This window comes from Arthrobacter psychrochitiniphilus, assembly GCF_003185915.1.
GTDB classification, from domain to species: domain Bacteria; phylum Actinomycetota; class Actinomycetes; order Actinomycetales; family Micrococcaceae; genus Specibacter; species Specibacter psychrochitiniphilus.
Map to the genome: position 1 here is coordinate 446,695 of NZ_QHLZ01000001.1, position 23,121 is coordinate 469,815.

A 23,121-nucleotide genomic window follows, 5' to 3' on the forward strand; every position below is an offset into this window, starting at 1 on the left:
CATGTCCCTTTTTCAGCTTCTTCGTCCACGGGGCTGGTTATTGTTTGCCTGCGCGGTTCTTTCCCTCATCTTGGCCTCAATTTTGGGTAGGCGTGATGTTCTGACCCTTGCCGTATTTTGCTTTATGCTGCCAGCCACAGCCTATGCGTCCCTGCATTTCTTCAAATCCGGCTTCAGCCTGCACCGACACATCTCTCCCCTTCTGGGCCGTGTTGGCGAACCCGTTGAAGTGAGCCTTGAGGTCCGTGGGCACAATCCTGGGGGTTCACAAAGCCAGCTGGTGGAGGCTCTCCCCACAACTTTCGCTCAGGTACCCACCTTCAGCCATCCCCAAGCCGGAATACCACGCGCTTCCAGCAGTAACTATCATTACTCCTTACTTCCGCGCCATCGCGGCGTGTTTACCATTGGCCCCTTGCTGTGCACGTTCACCGATCCTTTTGGTGTGGCATCTCTACGGCGCGGAATAGACCACGGCGACCGCCTCACCATTGCCCCTGCAGCTCTCGAACTGCCGGCAATTTCCGTGAGCGAAGGCCACGGCCAAGACGGCTCACAGAGCACCTCGGAGCTGGCCCGTTCACATCAGGATGACCTCATGACTCGTGATTACCGCTACGGGGATCCGCTGCGACGGGTTCATTGGGCGCTCACTGCTCGGCAAGGCCGGCTCATGGTCAGGGGGGAGGAACCCGTAACAACTCCCGAAGCTATCCTTATTCTGGACCGGCGCGCCCTGGCGTTCGGGCCATCTGTACCATCAGCGCCTGCCCCGCCTGCCGCGCCAACAGCGCCTGCCCCGCCTGCCGCGCCAACAGCGCCTGCCCCGCCTGCCGCGCCAACAGCGCCTGCCCCGCCAACCAACAAGTCCTTGCGCACCGCCACACGAGCCGCCCAGGATCTGCCAGAACTGACCACCACGGCGGCCTTTGAAGAGGCCATTGTTGCCACCGCCTCCATTGCCGCGCATCTGCTGGAACGCGCGTTCACGCTGACACTGCTGGACCATCTGGGCGCCCCGGCACTGTTGACATCAGCCTCCGCGGCGGAGCCGTCCCGTGCTGAATACAGCGGCGGCGAAGGAAGCTACGCCGTGGCTGCTGGCCTGGCAGCTGTGGAACTCGCCGGACCTGGTGAAACAACGCTGGCCGCTATCCTGGCCCACCGGCTTCATGACCGCGAGCGCCGCGGCCCGGTGATTGCTGTCATGGGAGCCCTCAGTGAGGCCGAGGCCACCTTGCTGGCCGGTAACGCCGAAGGCACACAAAGCTCCTACGCCCTCCTCGTGTGCGCCACCGCCACTGACGCCGAACCCGCGGCACAAATCCTGCGCCGCGCCGGCTGGCATGCTGCACCGGTAACTCCAGCCACTACCCTGTGGCAGGCCTGGGCTAACCTGGACGCCCACCACGGGGGCGGGAAGGGGCGTTCATGACGAATAATGTTCTGGCGAGCCCGAACCCCTCCCACCAGAAAAACGGCGACGGCGGGAGGCCCGAGTCCCGTTCGTTGCACAGCTATTTGGGTACCCAAGCAACGGGCCCGGCACGCTGGGTGCTGGCTTTGGTCATCTTTTCCGCCGTTATGGGCGCCTCGCTTGGTTTGGCAGGAGTGCTCCAGGACATGGCGTGGCTGCCCCAAGCTGCCGTAGTGGTTGCCGGAACGTTGCTGTTCCCAGCCTTGATGCGCCGCTACTCGGCACTGAGCCCAGCGGCTCCGTTGGGTGCTCTTGTTGGCTGGTTCATGGTTCTGACGCTGATGTTCTTCCCTGGCACCGCTGTGCTAGGGGTGATCCCGACTCCTGGAACTCTGAGCTCCGCCTTGGATCTTGCCTCTGATGCATCAAATCTCATCATGACAAATTTGGCACCCGTCCCTTCAGCCTCCCCCATGCACTTTCTGTTCTGCGCCGGGCTGGGTTTTGCCGCCTTACTGATAGACGCACTCGCCATCACGGTAGCTCTCCCTGCCGCAAGTTTCATGGGTCTCTTACTCATCCTGCTACCAGCTGCGCTGACCACCAGGACAGGGATCAGCACTCCCGGACTGGTGGGGACGGCGTCCGGGTTTCTGCTGATTCTGGCATGTTGCCGGTGGTATGTACCGGATGGAAAATTTCGAACAGACATGCCCAAGGCGCCCAGCGGCACCCTCACGAAGGCACTGGTCATGGGCGCCTCTGTGGTCCTGCTGATGCAGTTTGTCACAGCTGCCCTCCCCGGGTTTACAGAGGGCCGGTATCCGCAAGGTTCTGCTTTGAACGCAACAGGCGAAGGCGGTTCACTGGACGCTATGGTGACCCTCGGTGATGACTTGCGCTCCCAGTCAGAGCGCGTGGTGCTGCGGTACACCACCAGTGCAGAGGAGCCGGAGTATTTGCGGCTGACCACGTTGGAGAACTTCAAGGGCAAGGTCTGGGGTCCCTCGGCACTGCCTTCAAACCTGCAAGCGAAGCTCTCACGTCTTTCTCCCGCTATCGGGCCGTCTTCAGGACTACCCAAGGCAAAAACAGTTACTCGTATTACTGTCCCGGGTGTGGGTGATGAGTGGTTGCCCGCTCCGCTCACGGTCACGGATGTCCAGCAGTTGCCTGGAGTGTGGCTATGGAACCCCTCCACAGCCACCATCGTCTCTCAGACCTCGACCACGGCTGGGCAGTCTTATGTAGTGCGCAGTGAAATGCCGGTCCTGACGCCGGATCTGTTGAATCAGGCAACGGCAGCGCCGAGGAAAGAACTTGACCCGGTCTTTTTGGCGCTACCCTCCGATGTTCCCTCAATTGTGAACAGGACCGTCACGGATCTCACCAGTACGGCAGTCAGCCCCTATGCCAAGGCAATAGCCATACAGAACTATTTCCAGTCGGATGAATTCAGCTACAGCTTGAGCGCACCTGTGGCGGACGGGTATGACGGCTCCGGAATGGGCGTGCTGGCAGATTTTCTGGTGAACAAAAAAGGCTATTGTGTCCACTTCTCCGCGGCTATGGCAGTCATGGCGCGTGAGGTGGGGATCCCCTCCCGCATCGCCGTAGGTTATACGGCTGGAACCCGGACGCCGGGCTTGGACAAGCAAGAAGAGAATCTTCAGATGCGCGGCTTTGAAGTTGCCGGCCGCGATGCTCACGCATGGCCCGAACTTTACTTTGAGGGCCTGGGTTGGGTACCTTTTGAACCCACTCCATCCCGCGGTGACGTGCCGGCGTACGCCCAGGAAGACTCCGTCCCAACGCCAGCGCCCCAAAGCCAAGCTGCTACCACGGAACAGCCTTCAACCGCTGCTTCCACTGCCACTACTAGCGTCAGTGCCACCGCTCTATCCGGTACTGGGACAGCGGTTGATAACAGTGGCCGGTGGCTGGCAGGGATGGGGTGGGTGCTGCTAATTCTGGCTGCTCTGGCGTCTCCGGCTCTGCTACGCAGTGCTATTCGACGCCGGCGCCTGGCTAAGATCCACGATCCTCGCGACACTGTTTCCCCAGAGGTGCGGGCTTGGCGAGAACTTCAGGATTCGGCCACAGATTTTGGTTATCGCCAAGATCCTGCCCACACCCCTGCGTTGGCGGCACAACAGTTCGCGGCAATGCTGGGGCCAACAACACCGTCCGGTTTGACCTTGCTGCTCCATGCCTATGAAGAAGCCATCTACGGTGCGGGACTTTCCAAGACACGCCGGGATGATTTGGCGGATGCTGTACAGAGCGTGACCGCGCGGTTACGGACACAATCCACACTAATGGGACGGATGCGCGCCTTGTTGATGCCGGCCTCGCTCATCCGCCGTACCGACACCAACGCAAGCTAGAGAGCCGGCGACACACATGCCAGGTTCCCGGCAGATCGCGCAGCGATATACCGGGCCGGCAGGTGGGTGGGGCCACACATGCCAGGTTCCCGGCAGATCGCGCAGCGATATACCGGGCCGGCAGGTGGGCGGGCCGGCAGGTGGGTGGGGCCACACATGCCAGGTTCCCGGCAGATCGCGCAGCGATATACCGGGCCGGCAGGTGGGTGGGGCCACACATGCCAGGTTCCCGGCAGATCGCGCAGCGATATACCGGGCCGGCAGGTGGGGACTAGGCGTTGTTCGGGTTGGGGAAGCCGATGTACTGGGTGTACAGGTATTCCTCGATACCTTCGATGCTGCCTTCACGGCCCAAACCGGACTGCTTGACGCCGCCGAAGGGGGCTGCGGCGTTGGAGATGACACCCGCGTTTAGGCCCATCATGCCGGTTTCAATCCGGTTGGCCATACGCAGGCCGCGGTTGTGGTCCTTGGTGAAGACGTAGGCCACCAGGCCGTACTCGGTATTGTTGGCCAGCGCTACGGCCTCGTCCTCATTCTTGAACGTGACAATGGGGGCGACTGGGCCGAAGATCTCTTCCGTGAGGATGCGGGCTCCCGGTTCCACACCCGTGAGTACGGTGGGCTGGTAGAAGTATCCGGCACCCTCCACGGCACTGCCACCTGTGATTGCGGTGGCGCCGCCGGCTACGGCCTCGCTCACGAGTGAGTGCACCTTGTCACGGCTCTTGGCGTCGATCAGCGGCCCCACCTTGGTGGCCGGGTCAGTTCCGCGGCCGGTGGTCATGGCGCTCATGCGGGCAGCAAAGCGGGTGGCAAATTCTTCGGCCACGGATTCGTGCACGAGGAATCGGTTAGCTGCCGTGCAGGCTTCGCCCATGTTCCGCAGCTTCGCGGCCATGGCGCCTTCCACGGCTGCGTCCAGGTCTGCATCGTCAAAGACCAAAAATGGTGCGTTGCCGCCCAGTTCCATGGACGTGCGCAGCACATTCGCGGACGCGTCAGCCAACAGGCGCTTGCCTACGGGGGTGGATCCGGTGAAGGAGAGCTTGCGCAGCCGCGAGTCCTGGATGAGCGGAGCCGTCACTCCGCCGGCATCGCTGGTGGAGACCACGTTCAGGACGCCGGCCGGCAGGCCCGCCTCCATCATGATTTGGGCGAAGAGGTGGCTGGTCAGTGGTGTCAGGTTGGCCGGCTTGAGCACCATGGTGCAACCGGCAGCAATGGCCGGGGCAATCTTGCGGGTTGCCATGGCCAGGGGGAAGTTCCAGGGAGTGATCAGCAGGCAGGGACCAACCGGCTTCTTTTGCACCATGATTTGCTGCGTGCCCTCGGGGTTGGAGGAGTAGCGGCCAAAGGAACGGGTTGCTTCCTCTGAGAACCAGCGCAGGAACTCGGAACCGTAGCTGACTTCGCCGCGGGCTTCAGCAAGCGGCTTACCCATTTCAAGGGTCATCAGCAGAGCCAGGTCATCAGCCCGGGCGGTGACCATATCAAAGGCGCGGCGCAGAATTTCAGCACGGACGCGTGCCGGGGTTGCTGCCCATTCTTCTTGGACAGCCACAGCCGCATCCAAGGCTGCAGCACCATCCTCGGCGCCAGCGTCAGCCACCTCTACCAAGGCCTGACCTGTTGAGGGGTCCTCCACAACAAAGGTTTTCCCGGAAGCCGCAGGCCGCCATTCGCCGTTGATCAACAAGCCGGTGGGAACACTTGCCAGCAAGGCGCGTTCGCGTTCGGTCAGTTTGGCGCCGGAGAGTTCGGCGGTTGGGCTCACTGTCATGGTGACTCCTTTTATCTGGTGCCCGCACCTCAGGCGGGGCCAGGGAGGGCGCCAGAGTTTACCGGGGCAGTGCATGGAAAATAGTGCTGTAGTTCACGGTAGTTCCGGGCGAACAACAGTGTCTACGCATGGACGCACTGCCCATGCAGGAATCGCTGTGCATCTGCACAACAACATCTGCACAACAACATCTGCGGTGGGTACCAGACTGGCAGCTGTGGCTACCCGCGGGCTGCCAGCACGGCGCTGTAGAGTTCACGCTTGCTGACATGCACGTCATGGGCAATCACCGCAACGGCTTCCTTCATGCGCATCCCCTGTGACATGAGCTCGTTGACAGCAGCCACATGGTCTTCAGTGGTACCCAGGTCACCTTCCAAAGCACCGCCAACAACAATGGCGATCTCGCCGCGAATCTGGTTTTCTTCAGCCCATTCCAGCAGTCCCGAGAGGGGTTTGCGTATTACTTCTTCATAGGTCTTGGTCAGTTCCCGGCATACGGCGCCGGGGCGGGAAGGCCCAAAAGCTGTGTGCAGGGCACGCAACATGGCTTCGAGCCTGTGCGGGGCCTCAAAAAACACCATGGTGCGCTTTTCCAGCGCAAGTTCGTGCAGGCGCGCCGCCCGCTCCCCTGACTTACGCGGCAGGAATCCTTCAAAACAGAACCTATCCGTGGGTAGACCTGAGAGGGCCAGTGCCGTCAAAACAGCTGACGGTCCCGGAGCAGCTGTCACCTTTACACCTGCGGCAACTGCCGCGCTCACTAGCCGGAAGCCAGGATCGGACACTGACGGCATCCCTGCATCGGTGACCATGAGAAGTGTCTTGCCGCTTTGTACCTGAGCCAGCAGCTCGGCGGTCTTCACGGCCTCATTGTGTTCGTGGTAACTGATGATCTGCCCGCCCACCTTGACGCCCAGGCTGGTCACCAGCCGGTGCAGCCGGCGGGTGTCCTCGGCGGCAACAATATCTGCAGCACCCAACCAGGCAATCAGCCGAGCTGAGGCGTCACCCATGTTTCCAATGGGTGTTGCGGCCAGAATAATGTACCCCTCCCCGGGGAGCGCAGGAGGCGCAAGGCTTGAATCGAGGGTTTCTTCGGTTGTTTCCGAGTCGTCATGTGCGGGTGCCGGATTTGTGCCAAAGTCATCTTCCATGACACCAGCGTAGTGCGCCCCAGCTTCTGGGCCCACTTGGGTAGCATTGACTCCGTGCAACCCCAAGCTATGGATACCGCCCCGGCGGCCCCGGAGAACCCCACCACCTTTGATCCCCAGGCGGACAGCTCTGCTCTCCCGGTAAGCGCTGACTCGGTCACGGCTGATCCGGCAGTGGAGGCTCCGGTGCCCGCGGCGGGCACGGGAGTTTCTTCGCTGCGGTGGCTGCGAGACCCTGCGCAAGCTTTTACCCGCTCGGCTCTTGGCGCACGGCTGCTTGGTGCACGCTATTCTTTTTCCACTACCCCGGCGAGCCTGCGGCTTTGGTTTTGGCTGGCGCCTGCCTTGACCGCCTTGGTAGGTGGACTGCTGCGCTTCCTACGTCTGGGCCAGCCTCCGTCGTTAGTTTTTGACGAGACCTACTACGTCAAGGACGCCTACAGCTACTTACAAAGCGGCTACGAGCGAAATTGGGCGGAGAAGGCCAACGACCTCTTCAACCAAGGCATTTTTACCAGCCTAGAGACCACCCCCGAATATGTGGTGCACCCTCCCGTGGGCAAGTGGATGATTGCCTTTGGTATGTGGCTCTTCGGCCCGGAAAGCACGTTCGGTTGGCGGTTCTCTGCAGCCTTGGTGGGTACCGTATCCATCTTCCTGCTGGCATTGATTGCTCAGAAGATGTTCCGTTCCACCATTCTGGGCGCCACGGCCGGGCTACTGTTCGCGGTTGACGGGCATGCCATTGTCCAGTCCCGAACATCATTGCTGGACATCTTTGTGATGTTCTTTGCCCTCGCCGCCTTTGGCGCCATCATCATGGACCGTGATGATGGACGACGGCGGCTGGCTGCGAAGCTTTCCATCCTCGCCGGCCCCGGCGGCTTGGTCCCGGCCAAGGAGCTCCTCTATGGGCCGTGGCTGGGCATCCGCTGGTGGCGGCTGGCCGCCGGCGTAGCTCTGGGCCTGTGCATTGGCACCAAATGGTCAGGTTTGTTTTTCCTGGCTGCTTTTGGCTTGATGAGCGTTATTTGGGATATGAATGCCCGCCGCATCGCCGGCATTAAGTATTGGGTGATGGGTGCTATCTGGAAGGACGGCATTGTTGCCTTTGTCAGCATGGTTCCCGTGGCGGCTGCAACGTATTTGGCTAGCTGGACCGGCTGGTTCATGTCCAAGGATGCGTATGACAGGAATTGGGCTGGCGAGAATCCCTCCACGGTGTGGGGTTGGATCCCGGATTCGCTGCGTTCCTTGTGGCACTACCACTCCACCGCCTATAACTTCCACACCGGTTTGGGTTCTGATCACCCCTACAAGGCCAACGCTTGGTCCTGGCTGGTCATGGGCCGCCCCACCTCTTTCTATGTGAAGAACTATGAGAATGGTGACGGCGGCTGCGTAGTGGCAAAATGCACTGCAGCAGTCACCAGCGTGGGCAACCCGCTGATCTGGTGGGGCGGGACCTTAGCCATCCTGTTCCTGGTGGGCGTGTGGGCCATCAAACGCGACTGGCGTGCCGGGGCCATCCTGGCCGGATTCGCTGCCGGCTTCCTGCCGTGGATCTTCTACCCGCTGCGCACCATCTTCTTCTTCTACGCCATTGCCTACGAACCCTTCATGATCTTGGCTCTGGTGCTGGTTTTGGGCATGGTCCTGGGCAAGGTTTCCGACCCTCCCTGGCGTCGTCAACAAGGCGCCATCATCGTAGGGATCTTCCTGGTCCTCGTAGTAGCCCTGAGCGCCTTCTTTTACCCCATTTGGGCGGCGGAGATTATCCCGCAAGAACAATGGCGTCAACACATGTGGCTGCCCAGCTGGATCTAACCACCGCCTTTTTCATGACGTTCACCGGCCGAGCCAGCCGGCGGGTGGACTGGGAAGCAGCGAAGGTTAGCGGGGTGGGGTTGTGGCCTGCTAACGGCTGTCTCCCAAATACCTCCGGATCCGACTATCACACTTCTTCACCAATTGTGAGACCCCTAACCTTTTGGACCACAGAACTACCTCAGAAATAATGTTGGGCCCCATGAAACGCTTTTTGTCACAGCCTGGCTTCTCTGATGCCCTCCCAGGCCTGCCCGCTTTCAAACCCAGTACTGATATATGACTTACTGGCATGAGGCTTACTAGCGCCCGAACCGTGGGTGGCCATGATTACTGAATGACATTGTGCCCGGCACAGCGCCAGAGCCTGGCTAAGGAGGCTGTCAATTGATGGCAAAACGGCCTCGACGGCTTTCCTATGAAAAGAGGTACTATCGCTACCGTTCGCCACGCTGGCAGTATCTACTTTTGGCGCTATTGGCTGCCGTAGCGGGCTTGCTGCACAGCTATGCCGCGCGGCGGCCGGGACGTTGCGCCGCAATGACGGCCACGCGGCGCTCTCTTGTTGGCCAGGTGAAGGCTAACGTCAGCGACGAGACCACTAGGACAAAGGCACCGATGAAGATGCCGGAATCCAACCAAAATTGGCTAGGGAACAACCTGATGAGGGTGTCGTCGGTGTAGAACGTCCACGTTCCTTGGGCGAAGAAAATCTTATGAAAGTCAGTAAAGAACCCTTCCCAGCCGGTTGCGGCAAAAACACCCAAAGCAATGATCAAGACCAAAGTGGCGATCGAGCCTGCGAAAAAAGCCCGGCGATTGCCGCCGAAGCTACGCCGCGAAAGATATATCACGCCAATAGCCATGATGACCGCCAGGAGCAGGGCGCTGAGGAAGGCCATAACAATAACGGTCTTCACATCTGCCATATGCCCCACTTCCCGGGTCAGGAACAAGGGGTTGCCAATGGAGTTGACCAGGTCACCCAAGTACCGGGGCGGGGCAAAGTTGAGCAGGTAGTCCACGGTGTAGGAGCCGTAGGTGAGCCTGTCCTCGGTGCTGAACCCAAAAGAGTCGATCGGGAACCCGGGGCGGTGGTACTCGATCCACAAAAACGTGGAGGTGGTGACCAGCCTGATGGCTAGTACCAGCAGCACGATGGGATAGAAAACTGCGATGATGACCTGAAATACCCGTGTCAGTACTGGCTTTGTATTGACGGCCTTGTCTCTGGCAGCCTTGCGCTTTGCCTGTTCCTCAGCCGAGGGGCGCACAACGGCACTGTCCTCGCCCTGTACATCTGGTGTCCCCGTGCCACCAGCCACGGCTTCGGCCACGGCCGCGCTCTTAGCCAGTGCTGCGGCGATTTCCTCGTCACTGGGCAACTGCGGCATCCGCGATGCCGCCCGCATGGGTTCCTGGTGAGCAACTTGCTCTATTTTGATCCGTGAGACCGAGCTCTCGCCAACAGGTGCCGCCACGCGCCGAGCACGGGCCTTTTCCGCAAGAGCAGCGGCCTCACTGGCAGCAACCTTGGTATCAGCGGCCTTGGTATCAGCGCTGCCGGCGGCGGGACTGCCTTGTTGGGCCTGCGCCCCAACTTCTTGGCGTGCCACAGCATCTTGGCGTGTCACAGCATCTTCGGGTGTCACTGAGTCCTGGGGCTTTGAATTCTCGCTCACAAGTCCAAACGATACCGGCAGGCGGTCCCACCCGGTGACTGCCACCCCGTGACGATGCCAAACTGTCACTCTGGTTCTTTTTCAGGCTTGGGTGCCGCTCCCGCATCTGGTGGACCAGCCTCACCAAAGAGGCGGCCCCGGCTGGAAAGCGGGACACTCTGCAGGGGTGCCGGCACAGGCCGTTTGGCACCGAATCCTCCTGTCGGGGACTCGTGCCGGATTCCTCGGAGTACGTAGGGCATCAAATAGTTCCGGGCCCACGCGATGTCACCGACTCTCGCTTTCCGCCAACTTGTCACAGGAAGCGGTTTGGGCGTCAGTGGCTTCAGGGAGTTCGGCACACCCAGCGTTTCTAGGACCATAGCCGCCACTGCGTGGTGACCCAGGGCTGACGGGTGGAGCCGATCCTGACTCCACATGCGCGGATCATGTAGTTCCTTCATGGCCCACAAATCGGCCACAAGGCACTCGTGGTGTTCGGCGATGCTGCGCATATTTTCATTGAAGATGGCAATCTTCGTACGGAATTGGCCCATGACGGTGGAGCGCCCGGAGTCCGGCCCAACAAAGATCAGGACGCTCACTCCCTGCAGGCGCAGGCGGCTCACGGCTCCCTCTAAAAGAGCGGCCAGCTTGTCAGGGTCCGCACCGGTGTGAAAGAGATCGTTGCCTCCTGCTTGAAATGAGACCAGATCTGGTGTCAGCGCCAGGGCGGGACCCACTTGGGTGTCAATTACCTCGTGCAGTAGTTGCCCCCTGACGGCCAGGTTTGCGTAGGCGAAATCTGGCACTCCCACACTCAACTCCTCCGCTGCACGGTCCGCCCATCCTCGATATCCGCCGGGACTGCCCGGTTCCGGATCATCCAGGCCTTCCGTAAAGGAATCTCCCAATGCCACAAAACGCCGCCACGGGTGCGGTGGAATGAGTTGATCCGCGCTCCCCTGTTGCACCGTGGTCTGGAACAACCCCGTGTTCTGCAACAGTCCGTTGTCCTGGCCTGCAGTGTCATCACCCATATCCCCATCTTGCACCCACGGGGTGATTTTGGGGAGGCCTGCGGCAAGCATCTATTAGCCTGACGCAACTACTAGGACGAGCGGATGGTGGCTCCGGCGTCGTCCGGGTTAAGGTCACCCAACTCCCCTGCAAGGAACGCCTTGCGGCCCAATATCAGGGTGTAGGCCCAGTACGCCCCAAGAACCAGTGCGCCAATGGTGATTTTGGCCCACACAGGAAGCGGGCTTGGTGTGACATAAGCTTCCACGAGGCCGGAGATAAACAAGACGAAGACCAATCCCACGGCCACCGTCATGAGCGAACGTCCTTCACGGGCCAGCGAATCCAGCCGTGTGCGGGGCCCAGGGCTCACCCAAGCCCAAAATATCCGCAGTCCTGCGGCGGAGGCAATGAAGATGGCTGTCAGTTCCATGAGACCGTGCGGAAGAATATAGCTGAAGAAAACATCACCCTTGCCATAGGCGAACATGGCTCCGGCGGTGACACCAACGTTCTGGGCATTCATGAAAATTTGATACGGCACAAAGGCCCCGGTGATCCCGAAGGCCACGCACTGGGCAGCAATCCAGGCGTTATTGGTCCAGACGGCGCCGGCAAAGGAGGCTGCCGGATTTTCCGAGTAATAGTTCACAAAGTCGTGATTGACCAGCTGCTGCAGTTCCGCGTCAGATCCCAGAGCCGCCTGTACGGCCGGATCCCCTGCCACCCACAGCGCAAAGAGGGAGGCGATGAGAATAAAAACGCCGCCAATAATAACCGTCAGCCAGCGCAGCCGGTAGAAGGCTGCCGGCAGGGCTACAACGAAGAACGTTGCAATATCAAGAAAAATATTGCTTCGCGCGCCCGTAAACCGAGTCCGGGCGTTGGCCAACGTTGCTGACAATGAGGCGGAGAGAGCACTTTCAGCCGTGAGGGAGCGGATGAGGGACAAATGTCCTGAAACGCTTTGATACAAATGCAGCAGTTCATCCGCCTCGGCACCGCTCAATCGCCGTTTCCGGGCAAGCGTATTTAGCCGCTCCCATTGCGGGCGGTGTACCGAGGTAAAGGCATCCATGTCCATCCGCACCAGCATATAGGGCCGAGGTCCCAGGGCGTGGATAGACTGTTTTCATGTCCGCAATTATCACCGGTGAAGCCGTTGTCCTGGAACTTCGCCCCGCTTCCTTCGCTGCCCGCTCCGTGGCCACGGCCATTGACCTGACAGTCACGCTGGCTGTGGCGTTTGGCTTGTTCGTTTTACTGGGCCAGGTGGCATTCATGCTGGATCCGGCCGCAGCGCGTGCCATCATTTTGGCTATTGTGGTGGGCTTGCTTGTGGTTGTCCCGATCACGGTGGAGACGCTGAGCCGGGGTAAGTCGCTGGGAAAGCTTGTTATGGGGCTGCGTGTGGTGCGCGACGACGGCGGTTCCATCCGCTTCCGGCACGCCTTGGTTAGGGCACTGCTGGCGGTGCTGGAAATTTACCTCACGCTGGGTTCGGTGGCCTGCCTGGTTTCATTGTTCAATGACAAGTCCAAGCGGCTCGGTGACATGCTTGCCGGCACTTACGCCATCCGAGACCGCGCTCCCAAGAGCGTGCCCCTGCAGGTTTCAGTGGCCCCCGCACTGGCACAATGGGCCGCGTTGGCCGATATTGGCCGGCTTCCCGATCCTCTGGCGCGGCGCATCTCCTTGTTCCTGCGTCAAGGAAGCGCCATGGCCGGGAACTCCCGCTTTGCCCTGGCCATGGAATTGGCCAGTGAAGCCAGTGCCCACGTGGCGCCTCTTCCGGCTCCCGGAACCGATCCCACAGTATTCCTCGCCTCACTCATCGCAGAGCGTCGAGACCGCGAATACCGCCGCATGGATGCGGCAGCAGCGCGGGCAGCGGCTATCAGTAGTGCGCTAGGGCGCCACGGGGTGGGCTAGATCACGGGGTTGGCGGGAAGTAGCCTGCCGCTGCGTTTACGTGAGGGGCTGCCTTAGCGTGAGGCGTAGTCCTTGAACGCGAAGTTCCAATCGCCGTAACCATCCGTGGGATGGATGGTGTCATTGGGTGTGCCCACCGTGTGGACAAGATCGCCTGGGCGCATATTCTCAAAGACCCAGCCAGCGCCTTCATGGGAGAGCCCAATGCAGCCGTGTGAGAGGTTGGTGACGCCCAGGTAGGGAATGGCATAGGGGGTGGCTTGATGGATGAAGATGCCACTGTTGGAAAGCCGTGTGGCGAATTCCACGTCCACGGAGCCGTAGTCGCCCGGATCCCCTGGTTTGAGCCCAATGGTTGATGCCTTGAAGGTGGCGTAGCGCTGCTTATCAGCGGTAATCACCATGAACCCGGAGGCTGAGGGGAACCTTTCATCGCCCATGGATGCCGGGAAGGTTTTGGCTACCTGGTCATTGATGAGAATGCTGACGGACATGTTGGCCGCATCCGCTTCCATGATGACCTTGTTGCCAATGTTGACCTCGTAGCTTTTGTTGGCGTTGTAGATCATGCCGTTGCCAATATCGGTGCCAAACAGTGCCATCTGCACCGTGAGTTTGCTGTTGGCAGGCCAGTAGTCAGCGCCGCGGTAGCGAACCTTGGTATCCGAGTACCAGCGGAACGCGCCCTGTTGGCCCGTGCTGCTGGTGATGGTGATGGCCTTCTCTACGGCTTCCTTATTGATGACTGGTTCGCTGAAGTTGAATTCGAGCGGTTGCCCCACTCCAACAGTGGCACCCTCAGCCGGGTATACCCAGGCATCAGCCTCATGTGAGGCGGCAACGGTGGAGAACGAACTGTACGTGGTGGTCTTGGTGCCTGCGGTGTCCTGGGCCGTAACACTAAAGACGTAATCGGTGCCGAATTTCAGAGGTTCTTTGGAAATCCATTTACGGTTACTCACCACCAGTTCACCAGCAACCGGGGTGCCCGTTGCTTGTTCTTCCAGGACGGCTTTGGCCACCGTGCCATTGGTGACCATGGCGTTTACTTCAGTGGCAGGGTTTACGGAGACGGTTCCTGTTGCGGGGCTGACCAACGTCTGCACCGGAACAGCGGGGGTGGTGGAGGGTGGTGCCGTGGTGGCCGTGCTGGTTTCAGCGGCACCGGGGGCGGGACTTTCGCCCACTGCAGAGCACCCTGTACCGGATAAAGCCAAGCCCAAAGCGAGCAAGGAGATCAAGGCAACTCGCAATCCCTTGCGACGATTCCTGGTCTCATCCAACTCAGCCATGCAAACTCCCATTCGGTGGACTAATTCCAATGTCCGCTATCGTGGCACCACTAGTGCCGGATACAATTTTACGCCACGATTGCGTGCCAGCGAGCCGCGCCAAGCCCAGAGGGCCGCGGTGTTATGGGGTTGTTATGGGAAGTGAAGTCTAGACCCCAGCGGCAGATGTCCGGGGCGGCTAACCGCGCAGGTACAGTAACTGTGCTTCCACGGACAAATACGCCGCACCCTGCAGATGCTCCGGCACATCTTTGTACACAATCGCCGCCACCTGCGCGGCAGTTGGCTCTGCCGTCCCGATGCTGGCGAGAAGTTCCACGGCGTTGCGAACCTCTGCAATGCGCACAGCCCGGTGTTCCTCATAGGCCTGTGCCGCTGCGGCAATGTCTCCTAGCACCGGGCCATGGCCCGGCAGCGCAGCCACGCCAGCTCCTGCAACAGGGCCGGTAACGCCAGCTCCGTTAACTCGCGCGCCGCGCCTGCGCAAGGCCGCAAGGGAGTCCAGGTAATCCCCCAGCTTGCCGTCAGGATGGCAAATCACTGTGCTGCCGCTGCCGAGGATGGTATCTCCGGTGAGAACAACCGTGCCGGCGCCCTGCCCGAAGGAATCCCTCGCTAGTGGATCTGTGACAACAAAACACAGCGAATCGCTGGTGTGTCCTGGTGTGGCGAGGACCTCGAGTGTGAGGCCGCCCGCCTGGATGATCTCGCCGTCGTGCAATGCCTGCGCGCCATGGCAAAAGGCGGGCAAGGCCGCCCGGACAGGGGCACCCGTGAGCTGATGCAGCCGGGCGCTGCCGTCGGTGTGGTCCCCGTGGTGATGGGTGATCAGGATCAGCTCTACTGAACCGGCCGCTGCCAACTCGCCAAGATGCCTCTCCTGGAGCGGGCCGGGATCCACCACAACCACCCCTGATGCCCCGGGAGCGGTCAGAATATAGGAATTGGTGCCGTCAAGGGTCATGGGTCCGGGGTTTTCAGCCCTCCGGCGCCGCACGAAGCTCCCAATGTTCTCCCACGCTGACACCACGGCCCACCCCTTCGTCACTGAACTTCTCGCTTGGTTGATGATAGGAAAGCACAGGCACTGGCTGGCCCGGTGCGCTAAGCAGTGAGCTGCTAAGCAGTGAGCTGCTAGGCGGTGAGCTGTTCGGGGCTGAGCTGTTCGGGGGTGAGCAGCAGCGCAATCCCCTCATCGATCTTGTACCGCACGAGCGTGCCGCCCTCACCGTTGGCTGTGCTCAGTAATTCTTCGCCCACCTGGATCAGTGGTGAGTTGGTGACGGGACAACGCAGCAACGCCAAGAGGCCTTCGTTTATCTTTGCCATGGCCGGTGCCACTCCATTTCACTTTTTTAGGGGAAGTTTTCGGTTACTGCCCTGACGGTGGGCCGTGAGCTGCGGACTCAGCTTCTAGGAGTTTAGTCCTCCAGGATGCGAAGGTGCCCGCGGCGGCTGGGGGGTCCCGAATATGAGGGCAGGTGCGACGGCGGTTCCAGGGCTCCCCGGTAGTCTCTCCGCGTTGCGCTCACGCCAGTGGCCTTTTCCGGGCCTGGATTCGCGGCTTCCCGGACGGCGTCGGCCAGTGCCAGCAGATCATCCGGGCCCGGAGCTGGTGGCTTATCTGAGCGTGCCAGATGGATAACTTCCCACCCTCGCGGGGCCGTGAGGCGTGCGGAATGTTTGGCACACAAATCGTAGCAATGTGGTTCTGCAAATGTGGCCAGAGGACCCAGGACAGCCGTTGAGTCCGCATAAACGTACGTCAAAGTGGCCACGGCCGTTTCCCGGCAGGCTGATCTGGTGCATTGACGAAGGATACCCACGTTTGCCAACACTACCCTTCCCGCGAGGATATTTCCCCTCCGCGAGCCCGCGGCCTAGAGTGAAATGATGGAGTTCAAGGCAATTCATGGCGAGCGTTCGATCCAGATCTCACTTGATCTGCAGGAATCCGATGCTACTGCGGCACCAAACCCGGCGGCCCGTACGTTTCAGCGGCGCCGCCGTGACAGGCATGGCAGGGGGCGCCGTGGCCCGCTCTTAGCTGCCGCCTTGCCCGCCTCGCGGACCCGTGCTGAGAAGTTTGATGACCTGGTGGTGGACTCCGCCGAACGCCTTCGCACCTTGTGGCCCGAGGCACTGGCCACGGTGGAATACCTGGTGGAGGAAGTTCCCGATCAGTTGGAGGCCCTGCTCGCTTCCGGAGCGCAGGCGCCCTTGGGCAAGTATCTCGCCGCCCTCCCCGCAGCTGACGGCCGCCAGGGGGAACCGCCCGCCATCATCATTTACCGCCACCCGGTGGAAGCGCTCTGCGATACTGCCGGACAAGTGCGGGAGCTGGTGCACGAGGTCTTGGTGGAGCAAGTGGCTGGCCTTCTCAATATTGATCCGGACGCAGTTGACCCCTTGTTCCGGCGTTACCGGGGCAACTGACCGGGAGCAACTGACCAGCTCAACTGAACGGGGGCGCTCTAGTACCGGGTGCTGATATTGATTGCTTGGGTTCCGGCGGAGGACTGGGCCAGCGGCAGCACGGCAATACCGGCGCCCCCATCCTTGACGAGTACTTGTGAGCCGAAGGCCGGTGCACCCGAGACGGAAGCTATCACGGCAACGCTTTCACTACCCAGCAGTTTCTTGGCGTTGACGGCTACCGAGGTGCCAGCCCGTACCTCCACGTCCTTGCCCTGACCCAAGACACCGCTTGCTGAAACGGGCACCAAATTGATAGTGGCGCTGCCTTCAAAGGCGGCAAACACCAAGCTGGTATCAACATCATTTTGCAAGGTCATCAGATGGGTCTCGCCCAGCCGGGGCGAGGATGGAGCGTAGGCGAAGTCTACGGCGGCCCCTGGCTTGGTGAAGCTGCTGAGCCGCACAGCGGCCGTAACGGCGGTGTCCGCTGTGATGGCCAGTGAATAGCTGCCCTCGGGCAGCCCTGCCAGAGAGAGCGTACTGACCTTGCCCGCGGCGGCGCTCAAAACGCCTCCGTTGGGCAGGGCCACCTGGCCGTCTTTGCCGAAGGCCTTGACCTCCAGGACCGCGTCCTTTATCCCAGGTACCGTGACCATCAATGCGGTATCGGCATCTGCGTAATCATTCTGCGCCGTGATCTTGGCGGATTCCGCCACGGACCGAACCTGCACGCCCGCAATGGCCAATGAGCTGGCCGGTGCTTGGACCGGCGCCAAATAATCGATCCCGCCCGGGGTCAGACCGCGGAGCACCGACTGCTGAATCACTGCGCTGACGGGGCCTCCCACACTCTTGACATGGACGCTGAGCGCGTCCGAGTCCGGGGCAAGGCCTGACAGTACAACGGAGCGCACAGTTCCCGGCGCAACCACCAATCCCTTACTGCCTGCTGACTGCACGGGTCCATCTGAACCAAAAAGTTCAAGGGAAACAGTAGCGGGACTCAGGGAGGAGTTAGCCAAAGCAAGGATTGCGGTCCGTCCCACCATGGTGCTCGCCCCGGTAAGCCAGACTTCATTGCTTGGCTGTTGGCAGGTGGCAGCCGCTAGCCCGGCAAGATCACCGTCAGTGGCCTCAACGATGACAGATCCGCTCCCCTGTGAACTCTCGGGGCCGAGCGGGTCAAGACGAAGCACCGACGGGCCCGCCACGGTTTTCCCGATCAATACTTCGGCACGGGCTTTTGGTTCACCGCTCAGCACCGGCGCACTCGCCGAAGCCTGAGCTGAAGCAGAGGTTGCTGATGGTTTGGCCAGGACAGCCAGAGGGGAGAACTTGCCGTCCAGCCCCTGAATCTGCGATCCCGGGATGTCTCCCGCAGCGCTGCTGAGCACCACGGCGTTGACGGAGGTCTTGGTGCCTGAAGAACTTGGCGAAAACTCCGGATCGGCCCCTGCTGCGGAACCGGCCAGCAGTTGAGTGGGACCTTGACAGTTCGCCATGGATTCGCCAACAGGAAGTACATGCGGGCTCGGTGTCGTCACGGCGGTGGCATCCACGCCAGGGAACAAACTGCCGGCACCCACTACGGCAACAGCCACAGCCGCCGTGGCCACGCCGGCCACAATGGCCGGCCAGCGGCGCGCGGCCTTCCGGGTAGCCCTACCTCGCGGGGTAGCAGCTTTCTGCGCCTTCTCAGCCTTGGTGGGCTTCTCGGATTTCTCGACTTTGGCTGCTTTGGCGGCCTTCTCGAATTTCTCGGCTTTGGAGGGCTTGGCGGCTTTCTCAGCCTTGGCGGGCTTGGCTGCTTTCTCAGCCGAAGCGACAGCCTTGGCGTCAACCGTGGCGGCTTTCTCAGCTGAAGCGGCAGCCTTGGGGTCAACGGCTGGTTCACTCAGCGGGGTCTCGATGAGCTTTTCGCCCTGAGTTTCACTATCAGCCGAGTTAGCCTCAACGTTGTTGTCCTTATTTTCAGGCACGTCTACCAACCCTTTGCAACGATGCTTCATCCCGGTATGCACCGGTGCGGCCACGACGGGCCCGGACGGGAACTGCCAACAGGATTGTCAATCCGAAGATCAGCAACATGACAATGGTAAACACTGCATCCAGTGGCTGAATATAGCGAATCTCCAAGGTTCCGGCACTAGCAGGTAGCTCAAAGGCCTGAGCCCAGCCTGCGGTGACGGGCTTGAGCGGCTTGCCGTTAAGCCAGGCCTGCCACTGGGAGTCTGCACGTTCTGCCATCACCACAGTGCGGCCAGGTGCCCCGGCAGCAATGGCACTTTTCACACCGAGGCCGTTCGATGGCACGGGAGAAGTAGCTTTTCCACCCGCAGCGACCAGCCGTACACGATTCACAACGTCAGTGTCACCCGCCGTTGTGTAGCTGGGTGCAACACGCCACAACCACCCTGATTCGGTGGGTCCAACGCTATTGAGCCCGGGAACCCCTTCAAGTTCGCTGGCCAGTAGCTCAGCGGCTGTGTCACCGGGACGCAGCACCACGAATCCTACGCCCAGATCCACCAGTTGGTTACGGGGGTCAATGCCCGACTTGGACACCAGGGCGGCCACCGTTGACTCCAAAATCTGTGTTGGCGCATCGCTGGCAAGAATTGCCTCGTTCCCCGGCGCACCCGTGATGCGTGCTGCTGCGGAAATTCCTGAGAGCGAGTCCAAAGTTGTTCCGGCACCTTGCATGAGTGCCGCGTCAATGCTGCCGTCAGGGCGGACCGTGAGCACAATGGTGCGGCTGGCTTCAGGACCTGTGCCGCGGTCAGCTGCCGTGGCCGGAATGGTCCCGGCTGTGGCACCTTCCAGCAGGAACGGACCACTTAGCGCCGCACCCGAGTGGTCGGAGGAGAATTGCTGCACTGTCCACGCACCGAGGCTCGCCACCGGCGCTGCCACCAGCACCACTGAGAGCACCACGGCGGTAGCCTTCGCAGCCGGGTGCCGCTCCTTAGAGGTACGGGACGGTTCATAGGCCTGACGGTGAATTGCGTCAAAGCCCACCAGAGCAGCCCCGAGCAAGGCGAAGAATGCAAGGGAAACAGCGGGACCGTTGAACACGGTGACGAGGGTACCGCCGTCGAACGCAACAGCCAGGAGCTTACCGCCGTAGGAAACCCCCAGCGCCAACAGGGCAAGGAGACACAGGCTGCGCACCATGGCGGCGCGGCGCAGGGGAAGCAACAGGGCAATCACGGCCGCTGCCACTACCGGCACTCCAATGATTCCCACGAAAACGCCGGTCAGCCAGGGCGCTGCACCCAAACCGAGGACGCCTTCAACAGTGTCCAGCTGAAGCGGGAAACCAAGGATCTGTTGCCAGAGAGGGCCCTGAGTTGCCGCGAGGGGAAGCCCCGGATCGGCCAGAAGCGCACGGGGATTTTCCCAGGCAGACCAAACAAAAGGCAAGAAGAGAGCGGCCGTTGGCAGCAAGGACCACCAAATGGTCCTACCCCGGCGTCCCAGAAGCACGGTTGCGGCCAGTACACCCACCACGGCCACCACAAACAGGCTCGGCGCAGCGGCGCACACAACGGCCAAGGCAAGGCCCGCAGCGGCAGCGGCAGTCCACGAGGGGTTGCCGCCCACGCCCGGCCGGCCAAGCTTGAACACTGCAGACTTAGAGGTTGCGGACTTCGCTGTTGCGGATTTGGTGCTGGGGAGGGCACCCTCCACGGTGCCCGGAACGCTCTCGGGGCTTACCGCGCCACCGACAGCGCGGATCATTCCCAGCATGACGATGGGAATCAGGATGTGGGCCAGGAGGGCACCCACGCGGCCCTGGCCCAGTGCGATCAGCAGTGCCGGGGCACCTGCCCACCCCAGAGCCGCAACCACGCGCGGCCAGCGGCGCAGAGTTAACGCACCGGCTGCCAGCCAAGCTGTGAAGGCTGACAGCGGTAGGGCCAACAGCACGAGCCACAGGACGCTCAGCGAAGCGTTTCCGCCCAGTGCGCCGAGCAAAAACAAAATAAAGTTGAAGGGATTGCCCCGGCCGGGCATGCCCGATCCGAGAGAAATCCACCAATCAGTGGCATGGCTCCAGATGCTGCCAATATCAGCGGAGAGGGGCAGCAGGGCCCCGCCCATCAAAGCCGGAACTCCAAGGAACCGTGAGAGCGCCACAAGCGCGAGCACCCCCAGCACCACTACCAAGGCGAGCCCACTGATGATGGGTGCCGTTCTGGTGGCGGCCAGCGGGGTCACATTTTCCCTGTGACTTTCTCCCGTGGGTTCCAAAAGAGAGGGACCTTCAAGAATGTCCTCGGAGCTGTGCTCTTCCGGGCCAACGGATTCACGGAGCATTTTCAGGTGGTCCCTTGCCGTCCGTTCTGGCACGTGCAGACCCTTGTGGACGGAGCGGCGTTGGGTTCGGGTGGCGGCTAGGGAAGCCCTGCTGCGCCGCAACGCGAGGGGATGCATCAGGCCCGCGCAGGTGGCGATGAACATCCGCACGGCATGACCGGGCGCCTTCAGCACAAATCCTGCCAAGAGCCAATAAATAGCGGAGAAGAACGTGCCAATGCACAGCAAGGGGACACCCCAGGCCGGGGCGTGCTTGAGCCTGAGAAAAATGCCTGCCTTGCGGGCAGCCACGGCTGAACCTACGCCGTTGGGCCTGTGCACCACGTGAAACATATGGGCTGCGGGTACTACGAGAACCCTGTCTCCGGCCATCCGGACGCGGGCGCAGAAGTCCAGGTCATCTCCGGGGCCGGGCAGGGCCGGGTCAAATCCGCCCAGTCTTTCAAAGACATCTCGACGCACCAGCATGCCGGCGGTATTCACGGCAAACATGTCAGTCAAGTGATCGTATTGGCCTTGATCCTGCTCATCGAGTCCCACCAGGGAAAAGCGGTCAAACCACTTGTTGGCGCGCAACCCCACATCGACGAGTCGCCTGTGGTTTTCCCAGTCGAGCTGCTTACAGCCAACAACAGTGGCCGTGGTGGCCCGCTCGGTGGCTTCAATCAACAGCTGAAGGGCATCCGGGGCGGGCGCCGCATCATCTTGCAGGAGCCAAATCCATTCGTTGCAAGTGGGCAGCTCCTCTTCGAGCACACCCACTCCCCCGGAAGGTCCCTGTGATCCGTGGCGCGCTGTGCGGGCAGGCAGAACGGCAGCGCCGTGGAGCCGCTTTTGGTGCTCGAGCACTGCATTGACGGCTGCCCCGTAGCCTTTGCGGGCTTCGAGGGAGATCACATGACGCTCACCGAGTTCCTTGCGCAGCAACTCACCAGAGTCATCTGTGGAGCCAACGTCTGCGGCCAACACCTGATCCGGCTGATGTGTCTGTGCGGCCAAAGCGGCCAGGACTGCGGGTAGATAGGCACCGCCGTTGTGGGCAACCAGAACGGCCGTGACTTTTACTGCTTCAAGAATTAGACCGCTCGCTTCCGCAGCCGCCGGCGCTCACGCTCCGACAGGCCGCCCCAGATTCCAAACCGTTCATCATTGGCCAAAGCATATTCAAGGCACTGAGCTTTGACGTTGCACGCCCCACACACCTTCTTCGCGTCCCGGGTTGAACCGCCCTTTTCAGGGAAGAACGCCTCTGGATCGGTTTGTGCGCACAGGGCGTCAGTCTGCCAGCCTAGTTCACCTTCGTCACTAAAATCATCACGAGGCAGGCCCAAGCCGATCCAGATGGGGTCAGGGTCCGCTCCTTCAACATCCGAAAGTCCCTGATCCAAGGCGGGCTCTGTGGGTGCCTGCAACTCATGTGCGGTCAGGAACGCCGTGGCAGCATCAGCCAAAACCTGACGATTTTCACGCTCATGAAACTCTGCGGCATCCGGATCTGCAGGGTCCACATACCAATCGGTGGGCACACCCCGAGAACGGTATGCGGCTGCAGCTTGCGCCGCTACCGAGTCGTCACGAAAATCCTCCACACTCAGCTGCGCTTGCCCCATAATCGTCCTCCTGAATGTTGCCGCTGACACTGTCAATCAACCATCCGGTTCCCGCAACATGCGGACTGCAGTGCCAAACTCAGCGGTTGGTGCGTCTAATTACATCCATGTAAGTCCGCCACGTCAAGCCGGGAGGAGATGATAACCACTCCCAGTGCGGTTCTACCCGCACGCCACGCCCGGCATTTTCATACCAATACATTCGTGTCTTTTGGTCTCTAACCGCCAAAATCCCGTGTTCTTGGGCAGAATTGGAAGTTTTTTGAGAATTCATGGGGAATACCCAGCTTCATACTT

At 61.0% G+C, this 23,121-nt stretch carries 17 protein-coding genes; 5 read left to right on the top strand and 12 right to left on the bottom strand.

Translation table 11 applies throughout. The features are described from left to right. The first annotated feature begins 1 nt into the window (after nt 1). Entirely contained in the window at nt 2-1,435 is a 1,434-nt protein-coding gene (locus CVS29_RS01925) for a DUF58 domain-containing protein (RefSeq protein ID WP_110104636.1), read from the top strand. After that, nucleotides 1,432-3,804 (top strand): transglutaminase TgpA family protein, encoded by a 2,373-nt coding sequence (locus CVS29_RS01930; RefSeq protein WP_110104637.1) that lies wholly within the window; start codon nt 1,432-1,434, stop codon nt 3,802-3,804. Before CVS29_RS01925 ends, CVS29_RS01930 begins: the two co-directional genes overlap by 4 nt. 271 nt (nt 3,805-4,075) lie before the next feature. Here CVS29_RS01930 and CVS29_RS01935 read toward each other — a convergent pair whose 3' ends face one another. Next, a complete protein-coding gene (locus CVS29_RS01935) occupies nt 4,076-5,587 on the bottom strand; it encodes an NAD-dependent succinate-semialdehyde dehydrogenase (RefSeq protein ID WP_110104638.1) in 1,512 nt (503 codons plus the stop codon). 221 nt (nt 5,588-5,808) lie between these two features. After that, entirely contained in the window at nt 5,809-6,744 is a 936-nt protein-coding gene (gene rsmI / locus CVS29_RS01940; RefSeq protein ID WP_110104920.1) for a 16S rRNA (cytidine(1402)-2'-O)-methyltransferase, read from the bottom strand. A gap of 69 nt (nt 6,745-6,813) precedes the next feature. Here rsmI and CVS29_RS01945 point away from each other — a divergent pair, with 69 nt between their 5' ends. Further along, nucleotides 6,814-8,571 carry a dolichyl-phosphate-mannose--protein mannosyltransferase gene (locus CVS29_RS01945; protein ID WP_110104921.1) on the top strand — a complete coding sequence of 586 codons (1,758 nt, stop codon included), beginning with the start codon at nt 6,814-6,816 and terminating at the stop codon, nt 8,569-8,571. 506 nt (nt 8,572-9,077) lie between these two features. Here CVS29_RS01945 and CVS29_RS01950 read toward each other — a convergent pair. From CVS29_RS01950 to CVS29_RS01960, 3 genes are all read right to left on the bottom strand, one after another. Then, on the bottom strand, nt 9,078-10,253 hold the full coding sequence (locus CVS29_RS01950; protein WP_245932004.1) for a TIGR01906 family membrane protein: 1,176 nt from the start codon (nt 10,251-10,253) through the stop codon (nt 9,078-9,080). Nucleotides 10,254-10,318: 65 nt separating this feature from the next. After that, nucleotides 10,319-11,272 carry an SGNH/GDSL hydrolase family protein gene (locus CVS29_RS01955; protein ID WP_110104923.1) on the bottom strand — a complete coding sequence of 318 codons (954 nt, stop codon included), beginning with the start codon at nt 11,270-11,272 and terminating at the stop codon, nt 10,319-10,321. Nucleotides 11,273-11,343: 71 nt separating this feature from the next. Further along, nucleotides 11,344-12,336: a stage II sporulation protein M gene (locus CVS29_RS01960; protein WP_179442371.1), complete on the bottom strand. Its 993-nt coding sequence runs from the start codon at nt 12,334-12,336 to the stop codon at nt 11,344-11,346. Nucleotides 12,337-12,386: 50 nt separating this feature from the next. On the opposite strand from CVS29_RS01960, the gene CVS29_RS01965 reads away from it, so the two are divergent. Further along, entirely contained in the window at nt 12,387-13,184 is a 798-nt protein-coding gene (locus CVS29_RS01965) for an RDD family protein (RefSeq protein WP_110104639.1), read from the top strand. Nucleotides 13,185-13,237: 53 nt separating this feature from the next. On the opposite strand, the gene CVS29_RS01970 is transcribed toward CVS29_RS01965, so the two are convergent. The 4 genes from CVS29_RS01970 to CVS29_RS01985 all read right to left on the bottom strand — a co-directional run bounded on the left by CVS29_RS01970 (nt 13,238) and on the right by CVS29_RS01985 (nt 16,302). After that, nucleotides 13,238-14,476 carry a L,D-transpeptidase gene (locus tag CVS29_RS01970; protein ID WP_170120868.1) on the bottom strand — a complete coding sequence of 413 codons (1,239 nt, stop codon included), beginning with the start codon at nt 14,474-14,476 and terminating at the stop codon, nt 13,238-13,240. A 178-nt stretch (nt 14,477-14,654) separates the two neighbouring features. After that, the gene (locus tag CVS29_RS01975) at nt 14,655-15,506 is read right to left on the bottom strand and encodes an MBL fold metallo-hydrolase (protein WP_245932005.1); all 852 of its coding nucleotides are present in this window, start codon (nt 15,504-15,506) and stop codon (nt 14,655-14,657) included. A gap of 104 nt (nt 15,507-15,610) precedes the next feature. After that, on the bottom strand, nt 15,611-15,805 hold the full coding sequence (locus CVS29_RS01980) for a hypothetical protein (RefSeq protein ID WP_110104641.1): 195 nt from the start codon (nt 15,803-15,805) through the stop codon (nt 15,611-15,613). 92 nt (nt 15,806-15,897) lie between these two features. Next, the gene (locus CVS29_RS01985; protein ID WP_110104926.1) at nt 15,898-16,302 is read right to left on the bottom strand and encodes a DUF3499 domain-containing protein; all 405 of its coding nucleotides are present in this window, start codon (nt 16,300-16,302) and stop codon (nt 15,898-15,900) included. Between the two features lie 64 nt (nt 16,303-16,366). On the opposite strand from CVS29_RS01985, the gene CVS29_RS01990 reads away from it, so the two are divergent. After that, the gene (locus tag CVS29_RS01990; RefSeq protein WP_211315075.1) at nt 16,367-16,912 is read left to right on the top strand and encodes a metallopeptidase family protein; all 546 of its coding nucleotides are present in this window, start codon (nt 16,367-16,369) and stop codon (nt 16,910-16,912) included. Between the two features lie 38 nt (nt 16,913-16,950). Here CVS29_RS01990 and CVS29_RS01995 read toward each other — a convergent pair whose 3' ends face one another. Genes CVS29_RS01995 through CVS29_RS02005 form a run of 3 tightly spaced genes read right to left on the bottom strand, consistent with a single transcriptional unit; the run spans nt 16,951 to nt 22,824 of the window. Continuing rightward, the gene (locus CVS29_RS01995; RefSeq protein ID WP_110104642.1) at nt 16,951-18,873 is read right to left on the bottom strand and encodes a DUF5719 family protein; all 1,923 of its coding nucleotides are present in this window, start codon (nt 18,871-18,873) and stop codon (nt 16,951-16,953) included. Next, nucleotides 18,866-22,291: a glycosyltransferase family 2 protein gene (locus tag CVS29_RS02000; protein ID WP_342766782.1), complete on the bottom strand. Its 3,426-nt coding sequence runs from the start codon at nt 22,289-22,291 to the stop codon at nt 18,866-18,868. Before CVS29_RS02000 ends, CVS29_RS01995 begins: the two co-directional genes overlap by 8 nt. After that, nucleotides 22,291-22,824, bottom strand: coding sequence for a WhiB family transcriptional regulator (locus CVS29_RS02005; protein WP_110104644.1), 534 nt, complete (start codon nt 22,822-22,824; stop codon nt 22,291-22,293). The genes CVS29_RS02000 and CVS29_RS02005 overlap by 1 nt, the downstream gene beginning before the upstream one ends. Between the last annotated feature and the right edge of the window lie 297 nt (nt 22,825-23,121).

Excerpts from the sequence above, each read along its gene's own strand:
- CVS29_RS01970 (WP_170120868.1), bottom strand. The coding sequence starts at position 14,476 with ATGGCTGAGTTGGATGAGACCAGGAATCGTCGCAAGGGATTGCGAGTT.
- CVS29_RS01925 (WP_110104636.1), top strand. The coding sequence starts at position 2 with ATGTCCCTTTTTCAGCTTCTTCGTCCACGGGGCTGGTTATTGTTTGCC.
- CVS29_RS01960 (WP_179442371.1), bottom strand. The coding sequence starts at position 12,336 with ATGGACATGGATGCCTTTACCTCGGTACACCGCCCGCAATGGGAGCGG.
- CVS29_RS01990 (WP_211315075.1), top strand. The coding sequence starts at position 16,367 with ATGATGGAGTTCAAGGCAATTCATGGCGAGCGTTCGATCCAGATCTCA.
- CVS29_RS01955 (WP_110104923.1), bottom strand. The coding sequence starts at position 11,272 with ATGGGTGATGACACTGCAGGCCAGGACAACGGACTGTTGCAGAACACG.
- CVS29_RS02005 (WP_110104644.1), bottom strand. The coding sequence starts at position 22,824 with ATGGGGCAAGCGCAGCTGAGTGTGGAGGATTTTCGTGACGACTCGGTA.
- CVS29_RS01930 (WP_110104637.1), top strand. The coding sequence starts at position 1,432 with ATGACGAATAATGTTCTGGCGAGCCCGAACCCCTCCCACCAGAAAAAC.
- CVS29_RS01980 (WP_110104641.1), bottom strand. The coding sequence starts at position 15,805 with ATGGCAAAGATAAACGAAGGCCTCTTGGCGTTGCTGCGTTGTCCCGTC.
- CVS29_RS01965 (WP_110104639.1), top strand. The coding sequence starts at position 12,387 with ATGTCCGCAATTATCACCGGTGAAGCCGTTGTCCTGGAACTTCGCCCC.
- rsmI (WP_110104920.1), bottom strand. The coding sequence starts at position 6,744 with ATGGAAGATGACTTTGGCACAAATCCGGCACCCGCACATGACGACTCG.
- CVS29_RS01945 (WP_110104921.1), top strand. The coding sequence starts at position 6,814 with ATGGATACCGCCCCGGCGGCCCCGGAGAACCCCACCACCTTTGATCCC.
- CVS29_RS01935 (WP_110104638.1), bottom strand. The coding sequence starts at position 5,587 with ATGACAGTGAGCCCAACCGCCGAACTCTCCGGCGCCAAACTGACCGAA.